This window comes from Pseudoalteromonas sp. CR1 (genome assembly GCF_019392235.1).
Lineage (GTDB): Bacteria > Pseudomonadota > Gammaproteobacteria > Enterobacterales > Alteromonadaceae > Pseudoalteromonas.
Genome location: NZ_JAHXRM010000018.1, coordinates 62,419 through 82,408 on the forward strand (window position 1 = coordinate 62,419; position 19,990 = coordinate 82,408).

Sequence of the window (19,990 nt, forward strand, 5' to 3'; positions counted from 1 at the left end):
TAAAACCGAATGATTTTAATTGTAGTTACTCAGCTGGCTTTAAAAAATAAGTGTGTGCAAATTCATTATGAATACCCGCTAATTCAATTTGTATTTGGTCAATATATTTATGCAAAAAACCATTTTTTAATTGCCTTACTTCTTCTGATTTTAACTCTTTAATTGCAATCTCAATTAAATCGATAATACCTTTTGAATTTGGTAAAACACTGACCTGCTTTTTTAACTCCATTAAACAAAACATTATAGAGCGAGGAAACACTTTACTGTGCATTATAAATTCAAGCACATCTGAGCGCTGCACGCGTACACCCATCTCTTGTCGGTACATTTGGTACGCACTGAGTGAACGTAATAAACTTATCCATTGAATATTTTCAAATGGTTTTGCTTCATCGCTAGTAATAAGTGTTTCTGAGCGAATATCTAAAATTCGCGAGGTCATATCTGCGCGCTCTATTAATGAGCCAAAGCGTATAAAAGTAAATCCATGATCGTGGTTAATTGTCGCATCTAACGCACCAAAAATTAAATGAGCTGACTCAATGATTTGTTTTAAATAAGCAAATCGACCGCGCTTTGTTAACCCTTCTTTTTGGTTATCTTTTACATAATAATATAAAGAGTTAATTTCTTCCCATACATCACGCGGGATCACGTCACGAATGGTACGTGCGCTTTCGCGAGCACTAATAATCGAATTTAATATCGAGGAGTTATTATCACTACCTACCAATAAATAACGCAGCGCTTTTTGCTCGCTATAATCGGTATGGTTTTCTTGGTATGCTTTTCGCGCGCCAATAATATCTATTAACGGCTCCCACCCAGTACAAACACCTTTTGGTAAGTCCATCATTAGCATATTATTTACGTTGATTAAACGAGCCACATTTTCAGCACGTTCAACATAGCGAGCAACCCAATATAAAGTTTCACCTACTCTTGATAACATATTATTTAGCCTCCTCGTCCACAATCCATGTATCTTTGCTGCCACCGCCTTGTGATGAATTAACGACTAAAGAGCCTTTAACCATCGCAACTCGCGTTAAACCGCCTGTCGTTATTTGTGTGTCCTTACCTGATGATAAAATAAACGGCCTTAAATCAGCGTGGCGCCCATCTACCTGCGTTCCATCAAGCGTGGGGACAGTTGATAAATCAAGTGTTGGCTGTGCTACCCAGTTGCGCGGATCCGCTTTGATTTGAACAATCGTTTCTTGTTGTTCTTTTTTAGTCGATTTAGGGCCAATTAATAATCCATAACCGCCAGACTCGTTAGCTGGCTTCACAACAAGCTTATCAATGTTTTGAATGACATGGTCACACTCTTTAGGATCGAGGCATTTAAAGGTCGGTACGTTTTCAAGCTTAGCTTCTTCACCCAAATAATACTTTATTATTTCAGGTACATATGCATAAACAACTTTATCATCGGCAACACCTGCACCAGGTGCATTCACAAGGGCTACGTTCCCTTTAGACCATGCACGCATCAAACCAGGGACACCTAATTGGGACTCAGGTAAAAATGCTTCTGGGTCTAAAAATAAGTCATCTATTCGACGGTAAATTACATCAACTCGTTGTAATCCAGTTATGGTTCGCATGTATACACAGTCGTCTTTTTCGACGACTAAATCTCTACCTTCCACCAGCTCACACCCCATCTCTTGAGCAAGGTAACAATGCTCAAAATATGCCGAGTTAAATACGCCAGGTGTTAGTACAACCACTTCGGGTTTATCTTGCTTACGTGGAGACATAGCCGCTAACATATCAAATAATTGCGATGGATAATCATCAACAGGTAAAATAGTAGTTTGTTCAAATAGTTCAGGAAAAACCCGCTTCATTACAGAGCGGTTTTCAAGCATGTAGGATACGCCAGAAGGCACACGCAGGTTATCCTCAAGTACATACATAGTGCCGTTGCCATCGCGCACTAAATCAGAGCCACAAATGTGTGCCCATATTTTATTAGGTGGGTTAATGCCTACACACTGAGACCGAAAGTTAACGGACTTTTCTAGGAGTCCTTTTGGGAAAATCCCATCTTTTATAATTTTTTGATCGTGATATAAATCTTCAATAAATAAATTTAAAGCCTCAACGCGCTGTTTTAAACCAACCTCTACACTTTGCCATTCTTTTTTACCAATAGTGCGTGGGATAATATCAAACGGCCACGCTCTATCGATCATGTTACCTTCGTTGTAAACCGTAAAGGTAATACCCATTTCCTTAATCGCTAAATCAGCAACCGCTCTAGCTTTTATGAGTTCTTCTTCAGATAAACCAGCAAAAAATTGCGCAAGCTGTTTGCCATGCGATCGAATATTACCTTGTGCGTCTATTAATTCATCAAAAAAGCCATTCGTTTGGTACGTTTTCCAATCAATTTTCATACACCCTTCCGTCTTATCCATAATAACTATGAAGTTGTTAATTTATTCTAATCGAATCATATCTACAGCTACGTCAAGTAGTTGAGAACCCCCACCAAATACAACACCTTTAAGCGGTGTTACATCAGAAAAATCACGCCCTACTGCAAGTGTTATATGTTGCCCACTTGGTAAAATATTATTTGTTGGATCAAAGTCTACCCAACCAAAATCAGGAACAAACAGTGCAAACCATGCATGGGTTGCATCTGCGCCTTCAAGCTTTTCTTCACCTTCAGGTGGTAGTGTTTCTATATAGCCGCTAACATACCTAGCAGCTAAGCCAATGCTGCGTAAACACGCGAGTGCAAAGTGTGCAAAGTCTTGGCAGACGCCCCTTTTTTGTGCAAAAACAACACTTAAAGGTGTGCTTATAGTTGTAAAACCGGGATCATAGTGAAACTCATGAAATATTCGTGCCATTAAATCCTTACAGGCATCTATCAAATTAGCATTAGGTAAGAACGACACTAACGCATAATCCTTATAGGCTTCTTCAATGGGTGTAAGCTGAGAGGGCAAAATAAATTCAGATATTTTTAATAATTGTGCTGTATTTGGTCTTGCTAAAAAATTACGCGCTTCTTCCCAGCTAATGACAGCAGTATTTAAGTTTTTATTTGCAGTCGTAATTAGTTCAACTTCACTTATCATAGTCACTGTTAGTTTTTTATGTTGCGTTACTATTTCAAACGTAGTGACTTTATTATCAAAGTAATCTATGAATTCTTGAACATAGTTAGCAATAGGCTCTATCTCTATGCGGCTACTATGACAAATTTGCCCACGATTAGTTTTAGGTGTTAAACGTGCTTGGTTTTGGCACAAACTTACAAAATCAGTATAGTTATAGGTTGTCGAGTGCTTAATTTTATATTTCACGATTGAGCTTGCTCAATATTGGTCCAATTCAATTTATTAGCCGTTTGTGTGTGAGAAAAATACTGCATTAATAATACATCACAAAAAGTATCTAGGTTTACTCTTATGTTATGGTTAAATTCAATTAAATGTTTGCGCTGTCCGCTTTCTGTTGTTTGTAGATAATCTTTTTCGGTTACATAACAACTCGTTTTGGAGAGTAAAATAGCTTTTTCATGAGCTGCAATTACGCCTTGCCTGCGTTTATTGGGTAAATGTTGGCAAAGCTGATTTATTTGCTCAAGTTGAAATAATAGTGAGCGAGGATACTCTGCATCTAATAATAGTAACTCAAGCCCCGTACCTATTGTTTGATACATTCTATAGCGGCGTTTATGAGTTACTAAACTCACTTGGCTGCTTAGTACGGCCTCTAATAAACCTAGCTCTTCAGGTTCATCTAGTTTTTGGGTGAGTAATGTATTTCCCAAAGAGATTATTTGAAGACTGCGCTCGATGCGCCTACCTATCTCAAGTAAAAACCAACCATTACTGTTTGGCATACAATCTGCCAGAGAGCCGTTAAAAGCCATAATAAGGCCAATCACTTTATCTAAAATACTTTGAATGGTGCGCGTAGATATATTGATATTAACGTGCTTAAGTATTTTTATTTGCTCGTTCATTTCATCAATAATACGACGACTATCATGTGATAACAGCTCTTGTACTTGTACCGATGCATTAGCTAAATATTTAAGCGTATTAATAATACTGCCAGCACATTGCTCATCTGCAAGTAACACAAAAGCACTTTGCTTAGCATCGCGGGTTTCAAATTCCTCATTTGTAATACTTTGCTCAATATACGGGTATACAATATGTTGCGACTTAATAGCAGTGAGTAACCTAGTAACAATATTACGCCTTATTAAATCGGGATATATAGCAAGTTCTGTATAGCGGTCGATAAAAATACGTAGGATCCTAATCGTATTTTCACAGCGTTCTAAGTAACGTCCAAGCCAAAATAAATGCTCAGCGGTCCTACTTGAAATAATTCCTTCTAGTAGGGTAACGTCCATTCTTTTACGAATAGGTACCGGTGCATTTTGTTCTTCTAATTCAATATTATCGACCGTGTTTACCCATGTATCTTTGAGGCCCCCTGATTTACCAGCTGAATTTCGTGCCTGTGTAGATAAACACAACGCCGAAGGCAGAACCTCTATACCTTGCTCTGTTGTTAACGCATAGCATCTAAAAATAACAGGTTTGGCTATTAGCTTACCGTCTTGCCAAAAGGGGGCACTACTAAATACAGGCTTTTCTTGAAAGTAGTACGCATCTGGATTTTGTTGAATATGTTGTTTAATTTTTTTTTCGTCTAATACACCATCGAGCTTAAAATCGGGGTTTTTGAAGCTTGTGAATTCAAGTGTGCTCCAATCTAAGTCATCAGCTTCAGTGGCTTTATAATACTTAGCCCCTGGAATTAATAATGGCTCACCTAAAAGCTGCTCACATAGCTTATTTAAGTTAAATTGAATAGCTGCAGATGACAATACACCACTACCAAACGGATTTAAAACTTTAACGGTGCCCTCGCGTACAGCTTGTAATAACCCTGCAATACCGTGTAATGAATATTCAGTTTGTTCCAATGAGTCAATACTATTGTCGGGGATCCAACGCAAAATCACGTTGATTTTTCCAAGCCCCTGCAATGACTTTAGCCACACTTCGCCGTTTCTTACCGTTAAGTCGGCGCTTTGTACTAAAGTATAGCCAAAGTAGGTTGATAAAAACGCATGCTCATTATAGTTTGGATCGTCTATACCTTGGGTTAAAATAACAATTCGAGGGTCATCCATATAATGAATATATTCATTAATACCCTCTTGAAATAGGTTTAAAAAGTCTTTTATTTGCTGCACATTGCATTCGGCAAATTCTTCAGCCATTACACGGCGCGCAATAATCCTACTTTTTAGTAATAACCCAAGCCCAAGTGGGCATTGGCAGTGATCTTTTAATACTTTAAATTCGCCAGAAGGCGTTCGATACACATCAAGTGCCGTAAAAAATAGTTTAAGCTCGTCTTTAGGTAAGCTAAAGCCCTCACGCATAAAGTGACTGTCTTGATACAGGTTTTCGGCACTAATGTGCCCATTTAAAAGTAGCTTTTGCTCAGAATAAATATCATTTTGAACTTTGTTAAGTAGTGAGGTGCGTTGCTTGATCCCTTTTTCAAGGGCTTTCCAATCATTGCCGGAGAACATAAATGGCAGTGGATCTAAGTCCCATTGTTGATTGTTTTCACTTTTAATATTGCCATTTTGCAGAAGCTGACGAATTTCAATTGCTCGGCTGCTTAAGTCTTCGCTCGTTAAGGTTGATAAACGATTAAATAATGTATCCCAATGCTCAGGCCTCAAACCACTGTGATTTGCTAACTCGTCATGCCCGTGGCCTTTTTCAAGATACACAGACAACCACTGTGGTAACTCAGGCATTGCGTTATTATTTATATACAAATTAAAGTGCTCCATCTTAAAGTTATATCGTTAACTTTAAAGCTAGGATTGAATATAGGTTATCCCACTTTAATTAATTTAAAAGTGGAATAACATCATTATTAAGCTTATTTATGCTTTATTTGAATCGTGGTTGACGTCTTAAATCAAGCGTATTTGGGTAATCCATATTAACGTTTTCTTCATCAGGTACAATAAAGTCACTCACCGTTTCTGCGCTCGTAAACGTACGCGTTGCCGCTGAAGGGCTCCAACTTGGTTGATCGGATGCTAACAACGATGGCGTATGACCGTGTTCCCAAAAACGTGCAACTCTGCGCCCTTCAGCTTCAAATGCATTAACAGGTAAAGTTTCAGGGTTGCGTCCTCCAGCATGGCTTACATGATAAACAAATCCGCCTAGTGAGCGCCCTTCCCACGTATCAATTAAATCAAAGACTAAGGGGGCATGTACGCCAATAGTAGGATGTAGTGCTGTAGGTGGCTGCCAAGCTCGGTAGCGAATCCCCGCCACAAGTTCATCATGCCCTTTTCCTTTAACCCGTTTTAACGGCACTCTACGGCTATTACAAGTAACAATGTATCTATCGCTTATAGCGCCTTTTACTTTTATTTGTACACGCTCAAGGGATGAATCTACATAACGTGCAGTACCTGATGCACTAGCCTCTTCACCTAGAACATGCCAAGGCTCTATTGCGGTTCTTAATTCTAGGGTTACGTTATCGAGTTCGCGTGTGCCACAAACCGGAAACCTAAATTCAAAAAATGGATTAAGCCAGCTTAATTGAAACGCAAAACCTGCTTCTTGTAAGTCACGCGTTACTTCAGCTAAGTCGTCTTCGACATACTGAGGCAGTAAAAACTTATCATGAAGCTCTGTACCCCACCGTACCAATGGTTTGTGGTAAGGTTTTTTCCAAAACCAAGCAAGTAAGGTACGCAGTAATAACATTTGCACCAGGCTCATTCGCGAGTGCGGCGGCATTTCAAAACCTCTAAACTCGACAATACCTAAGCGCCCCGTTGGCGAATCAGGTGAATACAGTTTATCAATACAAAACTCTGCCCTGTGCGTATTACCTGTTAAATCGACCAATAGATTGCGTAGTAGTCGGTCCACTAGCCATGGCTCAGGCACTTCGCCCTCAGGCATATGCGAAAAGGCAATTTCAAGTTCATAAAGCAGCTCATCACGCGCTTCATCTACACGGGGTGCTTGGCTTGTAGGGCCTATAAATAAACCTGAAAATAAATAAGATAACCCCGGATGATGCTGCCAATAGGTAATAAAGCTTCTTAATATATCTGGACGGCGTAAAAATGGGCTTTGATCAGGCGTTTCGCCTCCAAGTGTTACATGATTGCCACCACCAGTACCTGTATGGCGACCATCTGCCATAAACTTATCGGTACCTAAGCGCGTTTGTTTAGCAAGCTCATACAGTGTTGTTGTTCTATCAACTAGCTGCTTCCATGAGGTTGAAGGATGTATATTTACTTCAATAACACCTGGGTCAGGTGTGACTGCATATTTTTCTATACGGCTGTCTTTAGGTGGGCTGTAGCCTTCTATAACAACGGGTATTGAAAGCGCTTTAGCCGTGCTTTCTATTGCATTTAATAATGCGATGTAATGTTCAAAATGACTCGTTGGCGGCATAAAAATATATAAACGCCCTTCTCGCACTTCAAGTGCCATAGCCGTTTTGATCATTTCGCTACCAATAAAGCCTTTTTTAAGTTTTTTAGTTTTCTCAAAACTTGTTGGTATATCAAATGGGTCACGGTCAATTATATTGCCGCTCCACTGTAAACTATCAAGTGGTAGTCGATAGCCCAGCGGTGATTCACCGGGTAGTAAAAAGCAGTGTTCACGTTTAAATTCCCACAGGCAGGATTGCCAGCAGTGTCTACCTTCATTAAATTGTAATGGCAGCACATAACCTACAGGGTTTTCTATTCCTTTTTCCATTTTTGCTAAAAAGCCTTTTCGGCTCATGGCATTTAACAACTCAGGCTCTTTTGGACCGACCTCTTTAGGTAACGAAGCCTCTTGCCATAAATGATATAAAATATCCTCATAGGCAGTTGTAATTGCTTTTGTTTCTAAGCCTATTTGCTCGCAGAGCTTTTCGGTAAAGCGCTTAGTGTCTGTGTGATCTAATTTATAGTTTTTATTAGGATCAGCGAGTAAGTTTGTATCTTTCCAAAGCGCTTGTCCGTCTTTGCGCCAGTAACATGCATATTGCCAACGAGGTAATGGTTCGCCTGGGTACCACTTGCCTTGTCCGTAATGTGTAAAGCCGCCTTTTGTATATACCTTATTCATAGCAACAAATAAGTTTTGGGCAAGTACGCGCTTTTCTTTGCCGTCTGCTTCTGTATTCCATTGCGGGTGCTCCATATCGTCTATTGAAATAAACGTAGGTTCACCGCCCATTGTTAAATGGATCCCTTCTTGATTGTAAATATCATCAACTTGTAAACCTAAACGGTTTATAGCGCTCCACTGTGTTTCAGAGTATGGCTTAGTTACACGCGGGTCTTCATGAACACGCGTCACTTTATTATAAAAACTAAATTCAGATTCACATTCATCAATACCACCCGATACCGGTGCAGCAGAGCTTGGCTCAGGCGTGCACGCAAGCGGGATATGCCCTTCGCCTGCAAATAAGCCTGACGTTGGATCAAGCCCTATCCAACCAGCACCAGGAATGTAAACCTCGGTCCATGCGTGTAAGTCGGTAAAATCCTCTTCAGGGCCGCTTGGACCATCTAATGATTTTTGATCTGACGTTAGTTGAATTAAATAACCAGAAACAAAGCGAGCAGCTAAGCCTAAATGGCGAAAAAGTTGCACTAATAACCATGCAGAATCTCTACACGAACCAGTACCTTTAGTTAGTGTTTCATTTGCCGTTTGAACGCCAGGCTCTAAACGAATGCCATACCCTACCAAGTTATAAATAGCTTGGTTAACCGCTACTAAAAAATCAACACTTCTAATAGGCTTTTCAGGGCGTAAAGACTCAATTAAATCGACGAATTTAGGGCTTGGCTTTCGCTTTTTTAAATAAGGATTAAGCTCTGCTTTTGACGCTTTATCGTATTCAAAAGGGAACTCTTCTGCGTATTCTTCTAAAAAGAAATCAAAAGGGTTAATTACGGTCATTTCAGCAACAAGGTCGACCGTAAAGCTAAACTCCGTTGTAGGCTTATTAAACACAACCCTTGCTTGATAATTGCCAAAAGGGTCTTGTTGCCAATTTATATAGTGATCTTCAGGGACTATTTTAATCGAGTAGCTTTTTATTTTTGTGCGGCTATGCGGAGCAGGACGTAAACGAAAGATATGTGGCCCCATGTTTACCGCTCGGTCGTACTTGTATTGAGTATGGTGCGCTATACCAACAGTAATTGTCATTGATTAATTCCCCTTTAATAATGTATAGCCAGTTAGGTATCACAAAATATGACTTATCCTAAGCAATATTGTGCAATTTATATTCCATAAAATTTTTACTTATACGAGGCCTTAAAAACTGCTAAAAAACACACATTGGCCATTCACATAGATATTAGTTTTCACAAATTTACGTAATTAAAAAAATTTTGCCTTTGTTTTGGTGCAAACGCTGCACCAAAAAAGACTAAAATTTAGTCTTTATTAAATTACAACAATTTAAAATATTGAATATTAACAAAGAAAAATATCCATTAATGTTTTACTAACTGTATTCTATAAAACCATTAATGGCTAAATAAAAAACAACTGATTTAAATTATTTCACTTTAAATAAGCACGCCGAGCATTAAAAAATAGTTCATACTAAATACTGCTATTTAAATTTATAAAGCTGTTATAGTGGAGCGATTTTTAACCATTTATGTTTTAAGAATTAGTCAAACTCAGATTAAAGCAAAACGATTAAAGTAATATTAATCTTCACGCTTTTATTATCATCAAATGCACCATGGAAATGTGCAAATGACACACCCTTAATTAAAGGACACCTATTTATGCAAACGCTAACTGATACTGGCGATAATTTAGTAAAAGATATATCTGCGCGTTATGGCCTTAGCTACGATGCCGTAGTGCATATGCTAATAGCAGTAAATCATGGTGGCGGCTCAATGGCTCAGTTTAATTGCCCTGAGCTTGGTGGTTCGGGTCAATGGATGCGAGGTGGTATGACCATGGTTGGTGATATGTTTAATAACGGGTTAAAAAATACCGTCGATAACTTATGTAATGAACTAGCTAACCTTTTAAGTGCTAATCAGGTATTTCCTGTAATACCAGCAGGTACACCAGGTAACGATCAATGGTGGCCAACTGATTTGGGAAGCCCTTTTAGTAGTGGCGCGCAAAATAATATCCGTTATGCGGTATTCCAAAACAGGTTAGCCATTGAGCTAAATGGCCAAATAACTATTTACGATACGCTTGATCACCAAATTAGTGGTGTAAGCCAGCAACAAGGTAGCGATACTTCTCTTACGTTTAACAGCCAGTGGGGAAACATTAGCGTAAATAGTTTGCCATTAATTTCACAACCAACAAATACTATTATTCAACCTGAGCAACAAAATTTTGCACAAGCAACACAAGTCCCTATTGAGCAACCTGTAAATAACCCAGCAAGTGATCAACAAGCTCAGCAAACGCAACAAAAAGCGGTAAATAATATAATAAATTCACAAGGGAATGTTTTGCCATTTTCGGTAACTGAAACTCTCGAAATAATCGAAAAGCTTGCGCATTTAAAAGAGTTAGGTGCGCTAAGTGAAAGTGAGTTTAATACTAAAAAGACTGAATTATTACAACGCATATAATGCGTAACTTTGCGACTGTTCACGTGCATAACCCATTTTGTTGTTTATACCCTTTTTTGCTAGTTCGGTAAAAATATGAAAACCTTTAAATGTAACTGTAAAGATAACCACACCATTTTTTTTGAAAGTAGTCATTGTTTAGCCTGTGGTCGTACTTTAGGAATTGACGACAATTTTAACCTTGTTGAACCCTACGAATTTAACGAGAAAACAGGGTTATATTTCAAGACAGAGCAACCCACTGTGCCTTATCAAAAATGCGATAACAACGCACACTTTGGCGCATGTAATGGCATGGTTAATTTAAATACGTTTGCCCCCCCCGTAGATAAAGACGAAACGCTCTGTTTTGCGTGTCGCTTTAATGAAACAGTTCCCGATTTAACTATAGACAAACATATTCCGCTTTGGCGCAATATGGAAACGGCTAAGCGCCGTGCTTTATATACTTTAAAGGCACTTTGTGTTCCGCTTAATAACTTAAACCAAGACCCTGTAAATGGTTTAAGTTTTGACTTTATAACAGACAGAAACGTAAACGATCACTTTGTTACAAAGCTCGCTGGTCATGAGGATGTTTTTACCGGACATAATTGTGGGCATATCACTATAAATTTAGCCGAAGCAGATGATATAGCGCGCTCACATACAAAACATGCAATGGGTGAGCGCTACCGTACGTTACTTGGTCATTTTCGACATGAATTAGGCCATTATTATTTTGATCAACTCATAGCCAACTCACCAGAAAAACACGCTTTATGTAAGCAATACTTTGGCGATGATGCGCTTGATTATCAAGCAGCGCTCGACTTACATTATAAAAATGGTGCACCCGCTAATTGGCATGAAAACTTTATTAGCGAGTATGCCACTATGCACCCATTTGAAGACTGGGCTGAAACATGGGCTCACTACATGCATATTATTGACACACTAGAGACTGCAAAAAACTTTTCAATTACAGGCTCTATTACCGGTAGTGAACACGAGATAGATGAAGCCAATGAGCTAAGACTGCCACAAAATTCACACTATTTTTATGGGCAAACTTCAATAACATCAATTTTAGATAGTTGGATGGAGTTTTCGATTATATTAAATTCTCTTAACCGCAGCATGGGTTTAGCCGATGCCTATCCGTTTGTGTTAACGCAAGCAGTAAGAACAAAGCTTGAATTTATTCATCATGCAATTCATAACAGACTTAACTTAATGCCCAATTTAGTTAACACATCTACTGACTAACTTAGCGTATTTGGCATAAGGTTTTAAGAAACTTATGCCTCGCTTTAGATGCAACCCTTATATACTACCTCAAAATTATGACTAATACATTAGTCTAACCACCCTTCTCTTTGTCGACAATATATGTTTATTTAAACTTTAGTTTATGTACGTCACACACATCGACACGGAGAAAACAAATGCACACACAACATAAAGCGGTTAAAGAAGTAGAACTTATAAACACATTACCGTTGTCACAAAGCTATTTTAAAGGCTCACAAAATACACCTTTAACCAATAAAACCATTGGGGCCTACTTTGATTTTATTGTCGACAAAAACCCTGATTCGCTCGCGGTAGTAGTCAATCATCAAAACATCCGTTTAACCTATAGAGAGTTTCAAAAAGAAGTAAATCAACTCGCGATGGGGCTATTAGCCATAGGCGTTAAACCAGGTGAACGGGTAGGAATTTGGTCACCGAATAACATTCAGTGGTGCCTAACTCAAATTGCTACCGCAAAAATTGGTGCCATTATGGTATGTATAAACCCTGCATATCGCCCGAGCGAACTGACTTATGCGCTAAATAGCGTAGAATGTTCCACTTTAATTACTGCAAACAGTTTTAAAGGCAGTAATTATATAGAGATGCTAACTAGTTTAGCGCCAGAGCTTAACCAATCCGACCCAGGTAAGCTTGAGTCAAAAGTACTACCGAGCCTTAAAAACGTTATTAGTATTGGTGATGATCCCATCCCTGGTATGTTTACGTTTTCACACATTATGCTGTTAGCTACACCCGCCCACCAGCTCGAATTACAGGCTATAGCGGCTAATTTAAACGCCGATCAGGACATAAATATACAATTTACATCAGGCACAACGGGCAACCCCAAAGGCGCTACACTGACTCATAAAAATATTTTAAATAATGCGCTTTTTGTTGCCGACTCTATGCGGTTTACACATCAAGACAAACTTTGCATTCCTGTTCCTCTTTATCATTGCTTTGGTATGGTTTTGGGGAGCCTCTTGTGTATTACCAAAGGTGCTGCAGCTATTTATCCAAGTGATGCATTTGATGCAAAAACAACACTTGATGTAGTTGAACAAGAAGGCTGTACAGCACTACACGGTGTTCCCACTATGTTTATTAGCCAACTTGAGCTCAGTAGTTTTAATAAATATGACTTAAGGTCACTTAGAACCGGTGTTATGGCAGGCTCTACTTGTCCTGAACAAGTCATGCGTAAAGTTCAAACCCAAATGAATATGCATCAGGTTTTAATTGCCTATGGGCAAACTGAATGTAGCCCTATAAATAATATTACTGAAACTGACTCATCAATAGAGCGCCAAGTAACCACTGTTGGGCGCGCCCTTGCTCATACTGAGGTTAAAATTATTGATGAACTGGGCAATATTCAAAAAATAGGTTTACCTGGTGAAGTATGTTCAAAAGGTGCAGGCATAATGCGCTGCTATTGGAATGACGAAGAAAAAACAAAAGCCACAATAGATAGTGACGGCTGGCTTCATTCAGGCGATTTAGGTGTTATGGATAGCGAAGGGTTTGTAAGTATTGTTGGGCGAATTAAAGACATGATTATTCGTGGTGGTGAAAACGTTTACCCTCGAGAAATTGAAGAGGTGCTTTATACATACCCCGGCGTACAAGACGCTGCTGTATTTGGTATTAGCGATGAAAAATATGGTGAAGAAGTGTGTGCGTGGATTCAGCCAAAAGAAAATACAACACTCGATGAACAGGCAATTCGTGCATTTTTAAAAGACAAGTTAGCCTACTTTAAAATGCCTCGGTATGTTCGTTTTGTAGAGAGTTACCCAATGACAGTCACAGGCAAACTACAAAAATTTAAAATGCGCGAGCAAATGTACGAAATATTATTAGGTAAATCATTTTCATAACATATACTTGCCCAACACCACGAAATACAGATGTTGGGCAACGCTATGATATATAATCTTTAATTACCTTATTCTTCCCTGTATTTTTTGCTGCGTACATCGCTTTGTCGGCAGATGCTAGTAATACTTTCATATCCGGACGAAGGGAGCAAAAATCAGCTACAACCACGCCAGCAGAAACTGTTATACGTTTAAATGTTGAGTATTCGTGGCTTATCGGACTTGAGGCAAAGCGAATAGGTAAGTCGTCAAGCCAGTCTAAGTTGTTTTGGCCTAAAATTTTAACTAAAATGAACTCCTCGCCGCCAAACCTGACAACGATATCTGCCTCGCAATTTTGCAATCTGCTTGCAACATCAATGAGTATTTTATCTCCATCTAAATGACCGTAATTATCGTTGTATTTTTTAAAATCATCGATATCGATCATAGCAAGCGCTAGCGATTGTGATGGCTTAATTTGATTCATTAAGCGTTTACATTCTGAGTCAAAACTGTGTCTATTATGCAACCCTGTTAGCTGATCTACATTCGCTTTTTGTGTTTCCACGAGCTCTGCTTCATATTGTTTACGTAAAAGTATATCAAGTTGATATTGAATACACGCCATCACAATTACAATACTAATGTAAAAGTAAATACTCCATATTATTGGCGTGGATGAAAACAAATGAACACTTAAAAGGCTTAGCCCCGTAATTGTCCATAAAATAAGTTTATGGCCTAAATGAAGCATGGGTATTGCAGAAAAGGAAGCCACTACAAGCATAGGCCCTCCCTCGTTTAAATAACCATATAGCCCAACAAAGGACCAAAATAAATACCCAAATAAAACGCAAAATAAAATACCATAAGCAAAACAACGATAATGTAAGTATTTTGCCTTTAATTTATTGTTTACATAAATCAATACAAACGACAAACAAACCATCGAAAGCCTAAGAATATTAATAACAGAGGATATAGATTGTTCATCGTTTAACCACGAAAGAATAACCAAAATCGTTAAAAATAAAGCAGCTAAATACAAGGCTATATTAGCAAAGTGAACGGTGCTTTTATTAAGTTGATGCTGGAAGTCTTTTTCTTTGTCAGGCGGAAAATAAAATGTTGCGGGTATTAATTGCATTTTAAATTCCTTTTATACTTTCGTTGGCTTGAAATAATGTGCTTAAAAGCCGATATTTATGTGATGGTTGCTTTTTAAGCCATTTAAATTGGTCTAGTAAAGCTAGCCTTTAAATATTATCGCTATGTTTGATTAATTACAATATTAGTAAACACTTAAAGATGACTGTCTAAAAAACGTTGGTTATTACAACGTTTTTGGACAAAATATTTATTAGTAATTACTCAGGGCGGTATTGCTGCTGAACGCCTGTTAAGAATAAACGCAGTATTTGATCGTTACACACTCGGTAATGCTTGTTGTCTACTTTACGAGAAAACGCACTTAATTCGTGTTTGCTTAAATCAAAATCAACCAATGCAAGCGTGGCTATTACATCTTCTGCCTTCATGTTTAAAGCAATGCGTAACTTCATAAAGATAATATTATTATTTAACTTACTCTCTGGTATTGGTTGTTGGCCGTCACGCTTACCACGTTTAGCGTTGATAAAACCGTTTAAAAACGATGCAAACTCAGTGTCTGAAATTTCAACAAAGCCTTGCTCGCCCTCTTTTATTAACCATGCAAAGACTTGATCTGTGGTTACTGTGGCCTCTGCTGCAGCAAAAATATCAACCATGGCAGTATCTGTTAAATTAAAAGTGTAGCGAAGGCGGCGTAAAATATCGTTATTTGTCAAAGTAATTTCCTGAGTAAAGGATTGTAAAGCTAAGCAATAGCGCTCAACATTATATAAACGCGTAGTTTAGCAGCTTTACAAACCCGACCCTATTATTTTAATGAGGTTAATTACCAAGCACCTTTGCGGGATCGACTCGTGTAGCTTGCCAGGCAGGGTAAATAGTCGCAAAAACTGCGAGTATAAAGGTCGCTATTACTGTAATTCCTATGTCCTCGAGTACAAGTTTACTAGGTAAAAACTCAATAAAGTAAACGCCCTCAAGAGGATTAGCCCCCATTAACTGGCTTAGCCAAGCAAATAATTCACTTATATTTAATGCCAATACAACACCTATAAAAGTACCGAGCAATACCCCTACAAACGCTTGCGTTAACCCTTGCATTACGAAGGTGGCTAAAATAGTGCTGTCTTTCGCGCCCATGGTTTTTAAAATGGCGATATTGCCTTCTTTTTCACGCACTTCCATGACTAGCGACGACACAATATTAAAACTCGCAACAGCAATTATTAAAAACACAACAATATACACAATGGTACGAACCATTTGTATATCTTGGTATAAACTGCCTTGTGTTCTAAACCAACTAGAGATATACACATAATCGCTAATGGTTTGTCCTACATTGAGCGCTATCTGGTGCGCCGAGAACACGTCATCAACACTTAATCTTAAACCTGTTACTTGGGTTTCGTCGTAGCCAAGTGTTTGCTGTGCTTTTGTTAAATGTATAAACGCAGCCGTGCTATCAATGGGGCCACCCATTTCAATAACACCAGCAAGGCTCAATGTAACGCGTTTAGGTGCTAATAACTGCCCTCCCGTTTGCCCAACTTGAGGTATTAGCAAAGTAATATTATCACCCACTTTAGCATTAAGTTGCTTTACTATTTGCTGGCCTAAAATAACCTCTTCAGTGGATAGTTGGCTCACCAATTTGCCTGTTACAAACTGATTCACTGCAGAAACCTTACCCTCAAACAAAGGGCTAACACCCCGTATTTCAACCGCTTTTAATTGGCTTTTATACTGTGCCATACCATTCACCGCTATAAATGGAGCAGCCCCAGTGACATGCGGCTGACTTTCTAAATTAGCTATTTTTTGTTGCCAGTTAGCAATAGGACGGCTTGGCGCTACATATTCAACCTGTGGTACTACGCTTAATAAACGATGGACTAATTGTTGCTCAAAGCCATTAATTACTGAAAGTGCAACAATTAATACAGCTACCCCCAATAAAATACCGATAGTAGAAGCCTTAGCAATAAAACTAACAAAGCCGTTTTTTTCGTCTTTATGGCCAGAGTAAGCTCTAAACCGTTTACTTAAAAATGCACTAAGCAACATGGCTAGACTCTTTTACTGCTAATTTACCGTCATCTAAATACGCAATTTTACCTAGCTTATCAGCAAGCTCTAAGTCGTGAGTTACCACTACAAAACTGGTGTTTAAACTTTGGTTTAGCTCGTTTATTAAATCATAAATTTTAATTGCGTTTTGCTTGTCTAAATTACCGGTTGGCTCATCAGCAAGAACCAACGCAGGTTTGGTTACCAAAGCACGGGCAATAGCAACACGTTGGCGCTCTCCTCCTGAAAGTGCTGAAGGTTTATGCGCACTTCTATGCGCAAGGCCAACTTTTTCGAGCATGTCGAGCGCCTGTAATTTGGCTTCTTTTGCAGTTAAACCTTTTATTAATAGTGGCATTGCTACATTTTCAACAGCACTAAACTCCATTAATAAATGGTGAAACTGATAAATAAACCCTAAGTTTTGATTTCTAAATGCTGCTTGTTCAGTGCGAGATAACTTAGCCACTTCTTGATTTTTGATTTTAGCAATACCTGCAGTGGCAGTATCAAGTGTACCGAGTATATGCAAAAGCGTACTTTTACCCGAGCCAGAGCTACCTACAATAGCCAGCATTTCACCTTGTTGAAGTGATAAGTCAACGCCTTTTAACACTTCTACTTGGTTATTACCGTCTTGGTATACTTTGCTTAAATTTTCACAACTAATTACTAAATCATTCATAACGCAACACCTCTGCTGGTTTAACTTTTGCGGCTTTGCGCGCAGGATATAAGGTAGCTAAAAAGCTCATAGCAATACTGGCAAACGCAATTATTGCTAAACTAATCACATCAAATTTCACAGGTAATTCAATGCCAGCAAGTAGATTCAAGCCAACTAACTCAAGTAGTTCATTAATGTATAAACTCAGTAGTACACCCACAAAAGCACCAATTAATGTGCCAATAACTCCGTTATAAAGCCCTTGAACCATAAATACTTTTTGCACTTGCGATGGTGTAAGGCCAAGAGTTTGCAGTATCGCAACTTCCCCTTGTTTTTCACTCACCATCATTGTTAAGGCTGATACAATATTAAATACAGCCACCAGCACAATAAGTGCAAGTAACATAGACATGATCCGCTTTTCCATTGCTACTGCGGCAAATAAAGTACCTTGGGTACTTCGCCAGTCTGAATAGTTGTGACCCTTTAAAATAAGTTGGCTCGCGTCTGTAAATTCATCCAATTCAAAGGGTTCATAAAGTGACACGCTTAAATTTGGGGCAACATTTTTATTTAACTTTAAAACACGCTGAAGCGATGCCCCACTTGTAAAGGCAAGTGCCATGTCAATTTCAGAGCCTGTTTCGTATATTGCTGCAACTTTAAATAAACGCTGGCTAGGCACACGCCCCAAAGGCGTGTAAGTAGATGCATTTGGCATGATCACACGGAGTTTATCACCTAAACCAATGCCCAGTTTTCGACTTAAATAGCGACTTATAGCAATGTTATAGTTTGTATTTAGTACTGTTTGCCAATTACCTTGCACTATTTTGTCAGTCACTTTGTATAACGCACCGTTATTGTCATATAAGCCTTGCAGCAATACGCCGTGAAGATCTTTATTGGTTTGTAAAATAGCTTCGCCATGGCGATATAAATTAACGTGTTCTACGTAAGGAGATTTAGCTAAATTTGATTTAAGAGCTGACATTTCATCTGGTTTATGGTTTCCAGATTCAACTTCAATATGAGGAATGAGGCCTAACATATTGGTTTTTAAACTGTGCTCAAAGCCGTTCATTACACTGCTTACAGTAAATAAAGCCATTAAACCAATAGCAATACCGGCAATAGAAAAAAACGAAATAAACGATATAAACGCGTTCCCTTTAGAGGAGCGGCTGTATCTAAGTCCTATAAATAAGCTAACCGGTTGAAACATATTTTTTAAAACATTTATGCTAAAAGTGTAGGGTTATAGTAGCACGAAGTTAGCGCGATTGAATATGACCATAAATGTAAGAAATAATTTATAAATCTGAGACTTGGCTGATTTTTCAGCAATCTATTTAGCGCAATTTACGCTTTGAGGCCAGCAACTAAATAATCTAGCAATACACGTACATTAGTAGCTACAAACTGGCGCGGCGGGTAAACGCCCCACACACCTTCTTGCTTAGGTTGATATGACGTTAAAATAGGCACAAGTTCACCACTGTTAACCTCGTTCCCTATGTAATAGTCAGGCAGCTGTACAATACCTAAGCCTTTTTTAGCGCCATCAACAAGTGCCCAGCCACTATTACACTGCAGCCTACCAGCAATTTTAATGTGTTTTTCACGCTCATTTTCGTTTACACGCCAATAACTACTATTACCTATTAAGCACTGGTGATTATTTAATTCCCCCAACGTATGTGGTTCACCAAAACGCCTTAAATATGAAGGCGATGCACACATAATAAAGCGCCGAGCACTTAGCCTTCGTGCTTTTAAACTTGAATCTTTTAAATGCCCCAACCGTATTGCTAAATCAAACCCTCCTTCTAGTAAATCTTCTTGTTCGTTACTTAGGGTGGCAATAACTTCTACTTCGGGGTGATCGTGCATAAAATTGTGCACAATAGGCATAATAAATGTCTCCCCATACATGACAGGGGCCGTTAACTTAATTTTTCCTTTAGGCGTAGTTTGATGTTTCGCTAGGCCTTGCGTAGCATCGTCCATTGCATGCTGTAAATGCTTTATTTGATGTAAAAAAATCTCACCTTCTTTGGTAAGAACAACTTTTCGGGTGGTACGCGTTAAAAGCTGGGTATTTAAACGTTGCTCAAGGGCGGTTACATGCCGGCTAATATGCGCAACCGAAAGCCCTAACGTTTTTGCCGCAGCAGTAAAGCTCCCTTCTTCACCGACTGCTATAAATTCGTCAATCCCGTCCCAACGTGCCATTATTACCATACTGTAAAAGTGTTTTAATAAATCAGAGATTATCATTATATGAGAAACAAATACAAT

The 19,990-nt window shown here is 38.7% G+C and carries 14 protein-coding genes; 3 read left to right on the top strand and 11 right to left on the bottom strand.

Annotated features, from left to right (window positions below):
• Positions 1-25 precede the first annotated feature (25 nt).
• From KZZ04_RS15180 to KZZ04_RS15200, 5 genes are all read right to left on the bottom strand, one after another.
• Positions 26-955, bottom strand: coding sequence for an alpha-E domain-containing protein (locus KZZ04_RS15180; protein ID WP_219423082.1), 930 nt, complete (start codon positions 953-955; stop codon positions 26-28).
• 1 nt (position 956) lies between these two features.
• Positions 957-2,411 carry a circularly permuted type 2 ATP-grasp protein gene (locus KZZ04_RS15185; RefSeq protein WP_219423083.1) on the bottom strand — a complete coding sequence of 485 codons (1,455 nt, stop codon included), beginning with the start codon at positions 2,409-2,411 and terminating at the stop codon, positions 957-959.
• A gap of 42 nt (positions 2,412-2,453) precedes the next feature.
• Positions 2,454-3,332 carry a transglutaminase family protein gene (locus tag KZZ04_RS15190; RefSeq protein WP_058403923.1) on the bottom strand — a complete coding sequence of 293 codons (879 nt, stop codon included), beginning with the start codon at positions 3,330-3,332 and terminating at the stop codon, positions 2,454-2,456.
• Positions 3,329-5,848 (bottom strand): circularly permuted type 2 ATP-grasp protein, encoded by a 2,520-nt coding sequence (locus KZZ04_RS15195; RefSeq protein ID WP_219423084.1) that lies wholly within the window; start codon positions 5,846-5,848, stop codon positions 3,329-3,331. The genes KZZ04_RS15190 and KZZ04_RS15195 overlap by 4 nt, the downstream gene beginning before the upstream one ends.
• Before the next feature lie 118 nt (positions 5,849-5,966).
• Positions 5,967-9,278: a DUF2126 domain-containing protein gene (locus tag KZZ04_RS15200; protein WP_219423085.1), complete on the bottom strand. Its 3,312-nt coding sequence runs from the start codon at positions 9,276-9,278 to the stop codon at positions 5,967-5,969.
• 596 nt (positions 9,279-9,874) lie between these two features.
• Between KZZ04_RS15200 and KZZ04_RS15205 the strand changes: the two genes are divergently transcribed.
• The 3 genes from KZZ04_RS15205 (at position 9,875) to KZZ04_RS15215 (ending at position 13,854) form a co-directional block, all read left to right on the top strand.
• Positions 9,875-10,693, top strand: a complete 819-nt coding sequence (locus tag KZZ04_RS15205) for an SHOCT domain-containing protein (protein ID WP_219423086.1) — start codon at positions 9,875-9,877, stop codon at positions 10,691-10,693.
• Positions 10,694-10,768: 75 nt separating this feature from the next.
• On the top strand, positions 10,769-11,941 hold the full coding sequence (locus tag KZZ04_RS15210) for a putative zinc-binding metallopeptidase (protein ID WP_219423087.1): 1,173 nt from the start codon (positions 10,769-10,771) through the stop codon (positions 11,939-11,941).
• A gap of 179 nt (positions 11,942-12,120) precedes the next feature.
• Entirely contained in the window at positions 12,121-13,854 is a 1,734-nt protein-coding gene (locus KZZ04_RS15215; protein ID WP_219423088.1) for an AMP-binding protein, read from the top strand.
• Between the two features lie 43 nt (positions 13,855-13,897).
• Here KZZ04_RS15215 and KZZ04_RS15220 read toward each other — a convergent pair whose 3' ends face one another.
• The 6 genes from KZZ04_RS15220 to KZZ04_RS15245 all read right to left on the bottom strand — a co-directional run bounded on the left by KZZ04_RS15220 (position 13,898) and on the right by KZZ04_RS15245 (position 19,924).
• On the bottom strand, positions 13,898-14,983 hold the full coding sequence (locus KZZ04_RS15220) for a GGDEF domain-containing protein (RefSeq protein WP_058403920.1): 1,086 nt from the start codon (positions 14,981-14,983) through the stop codon (positions 13,898-13,900).
• Between the two features lie 220 nt (positions 14,984-15,203).
• Positions 15,204-15,665, bottom strand: a complete 462-nt coding sequence (locus KZZ04_RS15225) for a DUF1456 family protein (RefSeq protein ID WP_219423089.1) — start codon at positions 15,663-15,665, stop codon at positions 15,204-15,206.
• Between the two features lie 106 nt (positions 15,666-15,771).
• Positions 15,772-17,016, bottom strand: a complete 1,245-nt coding sequence (locus KZZ04_RS15230; protein ID WP_058403918.1) for a lipoprotein-releasing ABC transporter permease subunit — start codon at positions 17,014-17,016, stop codon at positions 15,772-15,774.
• The gene (gene lolD / locus KZZ04_RS15235; RefSeq protein WP_219423090.1) at positions 17,006-17,704 is read right to left on the bottom strand and encodes a lipoprotein-releasing ABC transporter ATP-binding protein LolD; all 699 of its coding nucleotides are present in this window, start codon (positions 17,702-17,704) and stop codon (positions 17,006-17,008) included. The genes KZZ04_RS15230 and lolD overlap by 11 nt, the downstream gene beginning before the upstream one ends.
• Positions 17,697-18,914 carry a lipoprotein-releasing ABC transporter permease subunit gene (locus KZZ04_RS15240; protein WP_219423091.1) on the bottom strand — a complete coding sequence of 406 codons (1,218 nt, stop codon included), beginning with the start codon at positions 18,912-18,914 and terminating at the stop codon, positions 17,697-17,699. The genes lolD and KZZ04_RS15240 overlap by 8 nt, the downstream gene beginning before the upstream one ends.
• Before the next feature lie 137 nt (positions 18,915-19,051).
• Positions 19,052-19,924, bottom strand: coding sequence for a LysR family transcriptional regulator (locus KZZ04_RS15245; RefSeq protein WP_219423092.1), 873 nt, complete (start codon positions 19,922-19,924; stop codon positions 19,052-19,054).
• Positions 19,925-19,990 lie beyond the last annotated feature (66 nt).

Coding starts and splice junctions, on each gene's coding strand:
- KZZ04_RS15240 (WP_219423091.1), bottom strand. CDS start 18,914: ATGTTTCAACCGGTTAGCTTATTTATAGGACTTAGATACAGCCGCTCC.
- KZZ04_RS15185 (WP_219423083.1), bottom strand. CDS start 2,411: ATGAAAATTGATTGGAAAACGTACCAAACGAATGGCTTTTTTGATGAA.
- KZZ04_RS15220 (WP_058403920.1), bottom strand. CDS start 14,983: ATGCAATTAATACCCGCAACATTTTATTTTCCGCCTGACAAAGAAAAA.
- KZZ04_RS15180 (WP_219423082.1), bottom strand. CDS start 955: ATGTTATCAAGAGTAGGTGAAACTTTATATTGGGTTGCTCGCTATGTT.
- KZZ04_RS15245 (WP_219423092.1), bottom strand. CDS start 19,924: ATGGCACGTTGGGACGGGATTGACGAATTTATAGCAGTCGGTGAAGAA.
- KZZ04_RS15215 (WP_219423088.1), top strand. CDS start 12,121: ATGCACACACAACATAAAGCGGTTAAAGAAGTAGAACTTATAAACACA.
- lolD (WP_219423090.1), bottom strand. CDS start 17,704: ATGAATGATTTAGTAATTAGTTGTGAAAATTTAAGCAAAGTATACCAA.
- KZZ04_RS15230 (WP_058403918.1), bottom strand. CDS start 17,016: ATGTTGCTTAGTGCATTTTTAAGTAAACGGTTTAGAGCTTACTCTGGC.
- KZZ04_RS15200 (WP_219423085.1), bottom strand. CDS start 9,278: ATGACAATTACTGTTGGTATAGCGCACCATACTCAATACAAGTACGAC.
- KZZ04_RS15210 (WP_219423087.1), top strand. CDS start 10,769: ATGAAAACCTTTAAATGTAACTGTAAAGATAACCACACCATTTTTTTT.
- KZZ04_RS15205 (WP_219423086.1), top strand. CDS start 9,875: ATGCAAACGCTAACTGATACTGGCGATAATTTAGTAAAAGATATATCT.